This window comes from Spirochaetota bacterium (genome assembly GCA_025061835.1).
In the GTDB taxonomy this organism is placed as follows: domain Bacteria; phylum Spirochaetota; class Brevinematia; order DTOW01; family DTOW01; genus SKYB106.
The window spans coordinates 22,874-35,309 of sequence record JANXAC010000003.1; the positions used below are offsets into that span (position 1 = coordinate 22,874).

General features: G+C 34.6%; 12 protein-coding genes. 8 read left to right on the plus strand and 4 right to left on the minus strand.

Translation table 11 applies throughout. From position 1 onward, the window contains the following. Positions 1-3: 3 nt before the first annotated feature. Positions 4-1,023 carry a sugar phosphate nucleotidyltransferase gene (locus NZ579_02105; GenBank protein MCS7298740.1) on the minus strand — a complete coding sequence of 340 codons (1,020 nt, stop codon included), beginning with the start codon at positions 1,021-1,023 and terminating at the stop codon, positions 4-6. A 360-nt stretch (positions 1,024-1,383) separates the two neighbouring features. Between NZ579_02105 and pfkA the strand changes: the two genes are divergently transcribed. From pfkA to NZ579_02120, 3 genes are all read left to right on the plus strand, one after another. Further along, positions 1,384-2,355 (plus strand): 6-phosphofructokinase, encoded by a 972-nt coding sequence (pfkA, locus tag NZ579_02110; protein ID MCS7298741.1) that lies wholly within the window; start codon positions 1,384-1,386, stop codon positions 2,353-2,355. A 5-nt stretch (positions 2,356-2,360) separates the two neighbouring features. Further along, positions 2,361-3,584, plus strand: coding sequence for a diaminopimelate decarboxylase (gene lysA / locus NZ579_02115; GenBank protein MCS7298742.1), 1,224 nt, complete (start codon positions 2,361-2,363; stop codon positions 3,582-3,584). A gap of 205 nt (positions 3,585-3,789) precedes the next feature. Further along, positions 3,790-4,470: a hypothetical protein gene (locus NZ579_02120; GenBank protein ID MCS7298743.1), complete on the plus strand. Its 681-nt coding sequence runs from the start codon at positions 3,790-3,792 to the stop codon at positions 4,468-4,470. Between the two features lies 1 nt (position 4,471). Here the strand turns inward: NZ579_02120 and NZ579_02125 are convergent, their stop codons facing one another. Both NZ579_02125 and NZ579_02130 read right to left on the minus strand, forming a co-directional pair. Then, positions 4,472-5,212 (minus strand): hypothetical protein, encoded by a 741-nt coding sequence (locus NZ579_02125; protein ID MCS7298744.1) that lies wholly within the window; start codon positions 5,210-5,212, stop codon positions 4,472-4,474. A gap of 7 nt (positions 5,213-5,219) precedes the next feature. Next, on the minus strand, positions 5,220-5,549 hold the full coding sequence (locus tag NZ579_02130; protein MCS7298745.1) for a hypothetical protein: 330 nt from the start codon (positions 5,547-5,549) through the stop codon (positions 5,220-5,222). A 104-nt stretch (positions 5,550-5,653) separates the two neighbouring features. Here NZ579_02130 and NZ579_02135 point away from each other — a divergent pair, with 104 nt between their 5' ends. Together NZ579_02135 and tpiA are read left to right on the plus strand one after the other, a co-directional pair. Further along, positions 5,654-6,274: a Fe-Mn family superoxide dismutase gene (locus NZ579_02135; GenBank protein MCS7298746.1), complete on the plus strand. Its 621-nt coding sequence runs from the start codon at positions 5,654-5,656 to the stop codon at positions 6,272-6,274. 488 nt (positions 6,275-6,762) lie between these two features. Further along, positions 6,763-7,521 carry a triose-phosphate isomerase gene (gene tpiA, locus NZ579_02140; protein MCS7298747.1) on the plus strand — a complete coding sequence of 253 codons (759 nt, stop codon included), beginning with the start codon at positions 6,763-6,765 and terminating at the stop codon, positions 7,519-7,521. A 1-nt stretch (position 7,522) separates the two neighbouring features. On the opposite strand, the gene NZ579_02145 is transcribed toward tpiA, so the two are convergent. Next, complete coding sequence (locus tag NZ579_02145) at positions 7,523-8,542, minus strand: tetratricopeptide repeat protein (protein MCS7298748.1); 1,020 nt, start codon at positions 8,540-8,542, stop codon at positions 7,523-7,525. 111 nt (positions 8,543-8,653) lie between these two features. On the opposite strand from NZ579_02145, the gene NZ579_02150 reads away from it, so the two are divergent. The 3 genes from NZ579_02150 (at position 8,654) to NZ579_02160 (ending at position 12,420) form a co-directional block, all read left to right on the plus strand. Further along, positions 8,654-9,412: a response regulator gene (locus NZ579_02150; protein ID MCS7298749.1), complete on the plus strand. Its 759-nt coding sequence runs from the start codon at positions 8,654-8,656 to the stop codon at positions 9,410-9,412. Further along, positions 9,409-10,929 (plus strand): ATP-binding protein, encoded by a 1,521-nt coding sequence (locus tag NZ579_02155; protein ID MCS7298750.1) that lies wholly within the window; start codon positions 9,409-9,411, stop codon positions 10,927-10,929. The genes NZ579_02150 and NZ579_02155 overlap by 4 nt, the downstream gene beginning before the upstream one ends. Before the next feature lie 102 nt (positions 10,930-11,031). Then, positions 11,032-12,420 carry a hypothetical protein gene (locus tag NZ579_02160; protein ID MCS7298751.1) on the plus strand — a complete coding sequence of 463 codons (1,389 nt, stop codon included), beginning with the start codon at positions 11,032-11,034 and terminating at the stop codon, positions 12,418-12,420. Positions 12,421-12,436: the final 16 nt, after the last annotated feature.

A 12,436-nucleotide genomic window follows, 5' to 3' on the forward strand; every position in this document is an offset into this window, starting at 1 on the left:
TACCTAAAACCCTTTCTTCTTGTATTCTGAATGAGGACCTATGTTTAGTTCTCTAAAGCTCTCCTCAACGATACTGTCTTGACCTATTAGACTTTTCTCTATTACCATTCCTTCAACCTTTGCTCTCTCCTCAACGATACTCTCCTTGATAATAGAATTTTTTACTAAAGCGCCTTCATGAATGGAGACATAAGGTCCTATTACTGAGTCTTCAACCAGAGCGTTAGGGCTAATATATACTGGAGGTATCACAACAGAGTTTTTAACATTTATACCAATATCCCCTTCGTTATGAAATTTAATAAGCAGTTTGGTATTTGCTTCTATGAGTTTCTCTTTACTGCCGCAATCGTATATCTCCGATGTTTCAAATATACTTATTTTTTGTCCTCTCTTTATCATATCCATCATAGCATCGGTGAGTTGATATTCGTTTTTTGTCTTTATATCGTTGTTTATGATGTAGTCAATAGACTCAAAGAGTGGTTGTGCAAGAGTGAAGTAGTATATTCCGGATATAGCAAGATTTGAGATTGGTTTTGAAGGTTTTTCAACCATCTCTTTTATATATTTCCCATTCCTTTCCAACACAACAACTCCATACCTGTGAGGGTCTTCTACATTCACAACACCTATGCTATGTTCACCTTTAGGTGTTTCACTTATAACTTTCTTGACATTTGCGAAGAATATAAGGTCTCCTAGAATTATCAAAACTTCATCATTTGGGGATACGAATTCTTTTGTCAAACTTATAGCATGTGCGAGTCCTTTAGGATTATCCTGGACTACGAAGGTTTTGTTTTCTTTCTTGTATGTTTTTCTTATATATTCTTCTATTTGGTCTCCTAGGTATCCTATTACGAATATGAACTCTTCAACGTTTACATCTTTTACCATATCCATTATGTAGTCAATGATCTTCCTGTCTGCGACGTTTATGAGTGTTTTCGGGATAAGTAAAGTATGAGGTCTTAACCTTGTGCCTTTACCTGCTACTGGTATTATTACCTTCAGTCCCACTTCTTCCTCCTTGTCAAAATTATAATCAAAGAATTTTAGTCCTTAACAAGTTTGTATATACGATATCGGTAAAATCTAAAATTGACAACTATAAGCATTTTATTCTACCTCTTTGTAGGGGATGAGTAAATATTATTAGAGAGCAATTAAAATCTATGGTGTGTTGAAGTTTCGGAATTAACGATGCCATATAACTATTAGGGTGACGAGTAGGTGAAGAGCCTAGAGCCTTACCTACTTGCTAAATAGGTATTAGGATTCATTTGATATGTTCTGGATTATATAACTTTAAAGGTACTTTAACTCATCGTTATAATATCTAAAAACAAAGTGGGGGTAATGATGTCTATTTCCAAACCTATTAAGAGTATTGGTGTTTTAACTAGCGGTGGTGATTCTGCTGGTATGAACCCTTGTATAAGAGCAGTTGTCAGGTATGCAATCTATAATGGTATCAAAGTATATGGTATATACAGAGGCTACAAGGGGCTGGTGAATGGTGAAATATTTGAGATGAATGAATCATCTGTTGGAGGAATAATAAACAGAGGTGGAACGATACTATATACGGCGAGATTGCCAGAGTTTAAGAACTATGAAGTTAGGAAAAAGGCTGTTGAGAACCTTGAAAAGTATGGTATTGATGCACTCGTTGTGATCGGTGGTGACGGATCTTTTAGAGGAGCACATGACCTATACAAAGACTTTGGTATCAGGGTTATAGGAGTTCCGGGAACAATTGATAACGACATAAAGGGCACGGACTACACAATAGGCTATGATACGGCAATAAATGTTGCTATGGAAGCAGTAGATAAGATAAGAGATACTGCTACCTCTCATGAGAGACTTTTCATAGTTGAGGTTATGGGTAGGAATGCAGGTTATATCGCAAATGCAGTAGGGCTTGTTTCCGGGGCAGAAGAGGTTTTGATACCAGAGGTTCAAGTTAGCGTTGAGGATACGGTTGAGAGAATTCTACAAGGTAGAAGAAGGGGTAAAGTGAGTAGTATAATCATCGTTTCGGAAGGAGTTAAGATGTCAATGGATATAATGCATTTTGCTGAATACGTTGAAGATAAGACGGGTTATGAAACTAGGGTAACTATTCTAGGGCATCTTCAGAGAGGTGGATCTCCAACAGCATTGGATAGACTGTATGCTTCAAGGATGGGCGCATACGCAGTTGAGTTACTTATGAAAGGTGAAAATGATAAAATGGTTGGAATAGTTTCGGATAGTCTTGTCTCAATACCTCTTGAAGAAGCATTTGAGAAGAAAAAAGATATTGATATGGATGTGTATAATCTGATTAGGATACTTTCAATATAACGAAAATGAATACGAAAAAGTTAAATAACTTCATCGGTATAGACCTTGTTGGTATAGCCAGAAAGTTTGAGACACCTATATATCTTTACAATCTCAACAAAGTAGTGGAAAATTTTAGTAATCTCTACCACAACATCCCATACAAGAATAAAAGGATACTCTTTGCGATGAAATCTAACTTTAACTACGATATTCTAAAGACTATAAGGCAACTTGGTGGTGGAATTGATGCTATCTCTATAGGCGAGATTGAATATGCTTTGGATGTAGGTTTCAAAAAAGAGGATATTCTTTTTACAGGAATAGGGATATCAAATGAAGATTTGGAATTTTGTTTTAGGAAAGGTATAACTCCAAATGTAGGTTCAATAGACCTATTAGAAAGGATAGGTAGTAAATATCAGGGTGCTAGGATAAGCATAAGAATAAATCCAGACTACGGAGCAGGACATCATGACCATGTCATAACAGGAGGTCCTCAAAGTAAGTTTGGAATATACGAGACATACCTTGAAAGAGTAAAAGAAATTTCAAAGAAATACGATCTCAAGATAATAGGCATACATTTTCACATAGGTTCAGGTGCTTTGGATTACTCGGTTTATACCGAAGCGATAAAGAAGGCACTTGATATTTCGCTGATGTTTGAGGACATAGAATTCATAGACATTGGTGGAGGTATCGGTATTCCTTACAGACCTGACCAGAAGGAGTTTGATGTAAAGAGTTTCGGTATCAGAATAACAGAAATGATGGAGGATTTCTCAAGTAGAGAGAAGAGAGATGTTAAGTTGTTCCTAGAACCAGGTAGGTATTTGGTTGCGGAAAGTGGAGTTTTACTTACCAGAGTTGTTGAGATAAAAGAGACACCATTGTATAAATTTGTGATAGTAGATACAGGTTTTAACCACCTTGTGAGACCTGTTATGTATGGTAGTTATCACGAGATAATAAACTTATCTAACCTTGATGGAGAGGGAGAAGAGGTTGTTGTTGCGGGGAATGTCTGTGAAAGTGGAGATATATTCACAAGAGATGATAATGGAATAGTTCCAAGACTCCTTAAGAAGGCTAGGTATGGAGATATAATTGGTATCTTTGATGCTGGAGCTTACGGATATGCTATGGCTTCACACTATAACCTACGCAAACTTCCAAAAGAAATAGTTATTAGGAATGGGAATATAAAAGTCTCAAAGAAGAAATACCTAAAATACATAATTCCTTAATAATCGTTATCCGTTGAATATTAATTCTAAAACTCTTACCCTACTGATTGCGGAATTGCGGACTGATAGGGTTCAAAAACAAGAAGAGACTTACCAAATTGAATAAGTTTAAAGCTTTTAGGAGAATGCATGGGAATAAAGAAGTTTCAACCTAGTTGTAAATTTTAGCCTTTATTGATTTAATTTTTTGTATAGTTTGATATGTATGATGATAAAGATAGATAATTTGGAATATAGGATTATGAAAGTTCTAGTAGGATTTATACTATTATTTGCCGCTTTACAGTTTGGTTTTGGTTTTACTCCTCAAAGTAGTAGTTATTTTTCACTTGAGTTGGGGGAACTTCTATCCGAGGGAGATATACTTTTGGATAGAGATATTTTCATTTTCGGTGCATCCGATGGCATAAAGGTTTCAGATTGGTTTTCTGTGAATGTTCAACTACTGTTTTCATTTCCAGATGAGTGGTTTTGGTATTTTAGGGTCAGATTTTTCGGTAGTACTTCGGTTTTTAATTTTGATTACTTTGTCAACCTCAATTTTTCATTCACATATGGTATAGACAATATATCGCAGTTTGTCAAAGAAGTCCTTCCTACTCAAATTACAAACGAATTCATATTCAAGTATTATGGCATATTCATGCCTTACTTTACTTCGTCTCTTACGCTAACTGTTCCTTTAGTCTTAAACATATTTGCTGGAGTAGGGTGGTATGGAGGAATGCCTATTCTGTTTTTTCCTAACAAAGAACCGCTCTGGGGGTTACCTGTTGGGTATCCTTTCTACTACGCAGGGGTTAGTAAAATTAACTTTATTGTTGATGAAGTATCAATATACTATGACGATAATATGTATCTACTTTCGCTAACGAAACTGTTCTAGACTACTTTTTTGAAGACATTACTACTTTTGCTATCTTTATCTCTGATGGGGAGAAGCCCATCTCAACTAGTTTATCTTCATCAAAGTTAATTGTAAGTAGTTTTCTCAAAAGTTCCGCCCTAGCAGAAACTTCAAGTTCTTCAATATTGATGTTTTCAATTTCCTTTATGATTTCTAATTTTGAGTCTTTCATTCCTTGAATGTCGTTCAACAGTTCTCTCTCCGGTTTAGTTTGAATGTGTGCTTCTTCATACTGGTTTTGGTGATATACTTGTTGTATGTTTTGGTTGGTGTTTATGAGTGGTATTGAACTTTCTGTCTTGGTTTTTCTTGAGTGTTTTTGGGGTTTTTCTTGTAATGGTGTTTTGGTAGTCTGGTATGGATTATTGGTGTCTGTATGGGGAGAGGTTTCTTGAATTGTTAATTGATTTTGAAGTTCCTTTTTCATAATTTCGTATCTCTTTATTGCTTCAAGGTAGTTTCTTGTAATGTTATCAAGTTTTAGTATTCTATCATCTGCTGTTTTTATAAGGTTATCAAGTTCTTTGATTTTCTCATCCATGACTATTATCTTTCTGTTGGAAACCTTGTTAAACTCAACAATTAGTCCTTCTATCTCTTTTTTTATTTCTTCTACGATCCCTTTTCCTTTGACATTTTTTATCTCATCTTTTAGTCTTGCGTAAAGGAAAATAACCAAGAAGAATAGGATTATTACGAGGGTGAATAGGATAAAATCCATACGGTGTTTACGCAATAATATCTATGCTATTGCCCTTTTGACTTTCAACTAAACTCTCATTTTCTTTCAGATTTTGTTCTTCTTTTTGTTTTCTAGAGATATATTTAATTCTTTTGGTGTTGCTTTCACCGAGATTTTTTCTCCTTATCTTCTCGCTCTCTCTTGAGATTTCAACAATGTCAGTGGTTCTATTCTGCTCTATATCCGCTTTTTCCTTCATTATAACTCTGGCTTGACTCTGTAGTAGAGAGGCATAGCCGGGATTGTTTATAGAGTTCTTCATCAGAATGTTATCTGCGAATATTACAGTTTTAATATCAAGCGGTGTATAACTCACAATGAAATTATCGTAAAAATCAAGTTTATAGTCAATACGACTGTAAGTTTTGACATAAAGGCTGTTATTTGTTATTTTTAATTAAAAATTAAAGGAGGGTCATTATGGCTTTTAGTCCAATCAGTCTAAAGTATACGAAGGATTCCATACCTTCAATATCTTCAAAGACCATGGATATACACTTTGATAGGTTGTATGTAGGGTATGTGAATAAGAGAAATGAGATTGAAGAACAACTTAAGACAGTTGATAGAAGTAAGGCTGTTGCATCTTACAGTGCTTACAGAGCACTTAAGGTTGATGAGACTTTCAACGCAAACGGGCAGATACTACACGAAATATTTTTCTCAACGCTAACTCCTACTCCAAAAGATCCAAGTGATACTTTAGAATTTGTCAAGAAAGTTAAGCAAGATTTTGGTTCTTGGGAGGCTTTTATTGAAGATGTTGTTGCCTGTGGTATGGCTGCTAGAGGATGGTGTATAGTTGCCTATGATTTTAGAGATGGTAAGATACACACATTTTTAGGTGATGCTCACAATCAAGGGGGCGTTTGGGAGACATGGCCTGTTTGGAGTATTGACGTGTATGAACACGCTTACTTTATTGACTTTGGCTCCGATAGGAAGTCTTATATAAATGAAGTCATAAAATATACAGATTGGGAAGAAGTCAATAGAAGATACCTTAAAGCAAAAGCAATTGAAGAGATATTCAAAAAGTAATTTGGATATAAATCAATTACATTCAAAATGCACGTAAAAGTAATTCTAGAATACCAATCAATTACGTTAAAATACGCGTATCTTGGATTTGATCAAAGAACTTCAAGAAGAATAGTCTTTACTCGTTTTCGTTGAAAACTCGCAAAGAAAAAACTTTATTTAGTTGTGAATTTTAGATTCTGTTTAGTGTTTGAGAATGAGTTCAATTTTCATTGGATGAGGGGATAAGATTCTAGGCTCCGTGCTAATTTGACTTTTTGTTCTAAATAGCATTTATTAGCTGAAGGGATTTAATTCATACTAAATTCTTTGAGTTATTGTTAAGAAGGATATTTTACTCAATTCCTTATAGAGACTACAATACAGATAAGAAACAACTGCACTTGGTTGTGAATTTTTTAGACTTTATTGGGTGTTTGTAAGATAAGTTGTTATACTTATACTTGAAGTTAAATAATTACTAACAACTTTTCGTAGGGGGTTAGGTTATGAGGAGATATCTGATTGCTGGTAACTGGAAGATGAACAAGACAGTTTCGGAGTCGGTTGAACTTGCAAGAGGTCTTGTTGAGAGACTTAAAGATGTTGATGACAGGGATATTTTGATATGTCCTCCTTTTACATCTTTATATCCTGTTTATCAGGTTATTAGGGGAACTAATATAAAGTTAGGTGCGCAGGATGTTTTCTACGAGGATAGTGGTGCTTATACAGGTGAAATCTCGCCTATTATGCTTAAGGATGTTGGCTGTGAGTATGTTATAATTGGACACAGTGAGAGAAGACATGTGATAGGGGAGACTGATGAGGTTATAAATAAAAAGGTTAGGAATACTCTAAAAAACGGACTAAGGGTTATACTGTGTGTAGGAGAACTTCTTGAGGAGCGAGAGCAGGGTAAGACACTTGATGTTGTTAGGGGACAGACTGTTAATGGGCTTTCTGGTGTAAGTAAGGAAGATATAAAGAATGTGGTTATAGCCTACGAGCCTGTATGGGCGATAGGAACCGGTAAAACAGCAAAACCAGAGGATGCACAGGAGGTTCAAGAGTTTATAAGGAAGATAATATCAGAGATGTATTCAAAGGAGATTGCTGATGGATTTATAATCCAGTATGGTGGTAGTGTTAAAGCAAACAATATAGATGACCTTATGGCTATGCCGGATATTGATGGAGCATTAGTTGGTGGTGCATCTCTAAACCTTGATGAGTTTGTTAGAATAGTTAAGTTTGTGAAGAAGTAGGCTACATTGAAATTTTTGCTATCACATCTTTGGCTTTCTGAGATACCTCATCAAACGGTGGAGTTGAAGCAACTTTCTTTAGCATCATCAGTGCGTTGTTTTTATCTCCTTTCTCTATGAATATTATAGCCATATTAAACATAGATACCTTCATATTCTTTGAATTTGGGAACTTATCGAGTATTTCTTTGTAAGTGTTTATTGCTTCATCATATTTTTTTAATTTTGATAAGCACTTTGCCTTGATATTTAGAGCCTTCTCAAGTAAATCTTGACTTGGTATTTCCTTGAGAGAGGATATCTTTTCAAGTATGTTGAGTGCCTGTTCTAAATTACCACGCTGGAAGTTATTCTCAGCCATTGAGAGAGCATTAAGTATGCTGGATATTGTTCCATTTATCTCAAGGTCAAGACTTCTAGGTGACGCTGTAGATTGCAATGGAATCTTACTCTCATCAATAGGTGTAAATTTATCAACAACACCTGTTTCAATAGCTTTTTGGGCTATCTGTATTCTCTTTTTAGCATCTTGAGATAATTCTGAGTCCTGATAAGACTTAAGGAATCTTTCAAAAACTTGTATTGATTGTTTGTATTTTTTGTTCATTAGAAAATATTCACCTATTTTGAACATTCCTATATCTTGTCTAACAATCACATTGTTTGAGAGCAGATTATTCACCTTTATACCGATGTTTCTCAATTGATTACTTAAGGCTTTCAGTGTTTTGAAAAGTATTTCTGGCTTGTTGGATATGAAAGATTCAAACTCTTTTATGTCAAACAGTATTACTTCCGAAACCTCTGCAGATATCGCAGTTTCACCTCTTGGGGCGGAGATTATCGCTGATTTTAAGCCGAATATTTCACCGGGTCTTACTACTTTTGAGACTTCTTCATTAGTATCTTCTGCGATATACTTTATTATAACTTTGCCAGACTTTAATAAGAACACTTCACTACCGATATCCTTGTCAAAGTAGATTATTGACCCTTCATTGTACCTCTTAACACTAGGCATAAATGTGTTTCACCTTTCAATTAAATATTATATAATAACCCCCAGCACTTATCAATAAAAACCGTGCTATAAAAGATTGAAAAATGATTTCTATTGACTTATGATAATACTATGAGAGTATTGTTAGTTGAGGATAATCCTTTAAATATAAGACTTTTTTATGATACCCTTAGTATGAAAGGGTATGAAGTTACGGTTGCCAGGAATGGTAATGAGGCGCTTGAAGTTTTGAAGAATATTACACCAGATATTATTGTCCTCGATCTTTATATGCCGGGTATGAGTGGTTTTAGGTTCGCTAACACAATATCTAAGGATCTGAAGTACTCATCAATACCTATAATAGTTGTAAGTGCTAGTTCTTCGGTATATGATGTCAAGGAGATGGCTTCTTACAATATCAAAGCTTACCTTGTTAAGCCAGTAGCACCTACCAAACTTCTTGAAACTATCAAGAAAGTTATTATTGATAAGGAATATTCTGATTCGTTAAACAAATCAAATCAACAATATGTCTCATCTGGTAAGCCTGAACCTCAGAATACTCCATCTTCTGATCAAGAGAAGATTGAAGCAAAGGATTCATCTTTATCTACTTCTTTCAAGAGGGAGGTAGAGACAGGTATTAGAGTTTCAGTTGATGATCTAGTAGAGGGTATGGTTCTAGGTGCTCCCGTTGTCAAAAATAAGGCTGTTATATACAAGGAAGGTAGTGTAGTAGATAGCAAGATGATAGAGAAGATCAAAAATTTAGGTGTAAATGAAATATACATAACTAAGGATAGTTTTGAAAAATTCAAAGACATCATTAAGTTAAAGCAAGATACTGAAGAGTCATCTCTTGACATTTTCAAGGATTTTGAAGAATGAAAGTGAATGAAAGTTTTCTGAAGGATATCTCCAGGTTCTTGTCGTTAGGTGTAAAGATTAATGAGATATTTCAGAGGATAGGTGAGTTTCTGAGATCTAACCTTTCAACGAATAATTTCTTGTTCTGTTCATCACAAGGGATAATATATCAATTTGGTTCAGAAGATTATGTTGTATTCCAAGATATGTTTAAGGATGGAAAGGAAAACTTTTACTGCAACCAAAATAGTTCTTATATGAACTTTGATAACAAATACTACTTGTTTTTTGATTTTGATACTAGTTGTGATCCTGATAATATCTATTCGCTTTATCTTATGTTGGATATTTTTCTGAAAAGTTATGAAAGATTTGAAAGTATTCACTCTAGGTTTAAGTATCTGAAATCTTTGGTTTTTGCAATAGAACCACTTATATATGAAGTGTCAATAAAGAATGCTTTTTCACAATCTCTTATATCTCTGACTACTTTTACTGATATTGAAAAGGCTGTTATTGCAACTACATCTGGCAGTAAGATAAATGTTGTATCTTCAATAGGTGTTGATATTGACTTCATTAGATCAAGAGAGATTTTGGAAAAAGTTAGAGGTGTTATAGAGGGTGGTGAGGATGAATTTTTCTTATCTTCATTAGGTTCGCTAGTAGGAATAGTAGGATTGGGTGATTTCAAGGATGTAAAAGGTCTTTTTATTGTGGTATTCAGACAGGGCAAAAGTGAAGTAAATGAAATTGACAAGGAGATCCTAAAGATATTGTCTTTTATCATAACTCATAGAATAAAACTACACGAAATAAACGTAAATCTGATCAAGTCAAAGAAGCGTGCAGAAGAGCTGTCAAAACTCAAGTCTGAGTTCGTTGCTAACGTCTCGCATGAGTTAAGAACACCTCTTAACGCTATACTCGGATTTGTTGAACTTCTAAAGATGGGAGATTTCTCTAAGGAGGATCAAAACAAGTATCTTGACTATATAATGTCTGCTGGTGTATCACTTCTGAATATGATAAACAATATTCTTGATCTTTCCAAGATAGAAGCAGGTTATATGAAACCCACTAAGACTGAATTTCCGCTGTCTGATATGATAGATGATGTAAAAAAATATGGTGAGATACTTGCGAAGAATAAGGGGATATCATTTTTCGTATATGACCATGTTGGAGAACTTGTTGTTAGGACAGATTATAATATGCTTAAGTCTATTCTTATCAATCTTGTCTCAAATGCTATAAAATTTACTGACAATGGATGGGTGAAACTTCAAGTTTTCCTAAAGGATCGAAATTTGGTTTTTAAAGTTGAAGATACGGGTATAGGTATAGACGAGCATAATCTCAAGAAGATATTTAAAACATTCGTTCAACTTGAAGAGGCTAGGACAAAGAGATTTCAAGGAACAGGTATAGGTTTATCTATTTCGAAGAAGTTTGCAGATATGATAGGTGCTAGAATAATACCTAAAACGAAAGGACTGGGTAAAGGTGTTATCTTCTACGTTGTGATGAGAGTCTAGTTATTGAAGTCTGATTAGTAGGGCTTTGTGCAGAATCGGTGGATTTTGAGGTTATCGGATGAAATTTTGAGTTTCGTTAGACAGATATTTATATTTTAGGTTATGAGAAGTTTAGGTATTGGCATATCTTTCTTAGTTATATTGTTTCTCGCAACCACGAGTTGTGATTTTTACACTGCTTACATAATTAAAAAATCACTTGAAGGCGACTTTGAATATATTAATAAGTTTTCAGATAATTATGAGTTAAAAGGGGATAATGCGTCCGATATAGTTGTATCAAAGGAAGAGAAAATATTACCGGAGTTTGTTGAAGATAAAATCTCGCCGCTTGAAAGCGAACAGGATATGTTCCCTAGCAGTAAGGAAAAGCCTGTAGGTGTAACAAGAATATTTACAACTAGAGGTGAGAATTTCAGTGTTGAATTACCTGACGATGGTGGTGTATGGATTGCGAAAAAGTTTCCAGTGAAGATTGCTGATATGGATAGGATATCATCCTCTATTAAAGATAACAGGTATGTATTTATAACCAAGGACTTTGGCAAAGATAATCTTGTGTTTCAATTGTTTTCAAGTAATGGAACATCGTTGAAAATTGTTGAGTATGAAATAGTATCAACTGAGAATGATAACTTAAAGAGTGGCAATAGTGTAATAAACACTAATGCTAAAGGTTCTGGAAACTTGAGAATACAGAATACGAATAAGCAAAAAAATGGTAGTTTATCTGACTTTAAGTTTGTTGCTTCTAATAGGAATGACGACAACGATAACAAGTTAAGCCAATTTGACACGACGGACAACGAAAAGGAAGAAACCAATGACCTTTTGGAGCCTAATCCTCCATCTGGTGTTGCAAAGATGGATCTTAAAAGTTTAGTTGGAGATGAAGTTAGGTTCTTTGAAAGTATTGACAATATTGCGAAAAAGTATGGTTATTACAGGGCTCTTAAGGAGATAGAGAAGATTGAAGCGAATATATCTCAGGATGATTTGCCGAAACTCAAGTTAAAGAAGATGGAGATACTAGGGAAACTAAATAGATTTTCTGAGGCAATAAAAGAAGGAGAACCTTTTGTTGATAGGGACAATTTTATAAGACTTTACACAGGTATTTTTTTTGGTAGATCAAAGAACTATTCCGTTGCTGATAGGAACATAAGGGAAGCATTACAGAGAATAACATTGCCTAGAGAACTTTCGCTAGCGTTGGACGAAGCTTTGAGTTATTATTCGTCAATACCTGAAGTTCCCACTAGAGAAATGATAACACTGCTTTTACAGAAGAATGAGATGTTACAAAAGGATTACAAGAATAACTATTACAGGAATTTAATGATGATAGGTGGTCTTTTTGAGAGGGTAGGGGAGATATACAAGGCAAGGTCTATTTACGAACAGGTCTATAACTCTGATGTTAGTGATGATGTAAAGAGTGAGGTTGAATTAAAAATTTCAAACCTGGATAGGTTGATAAACTATAAATAGTTTTTAGATCATAGAT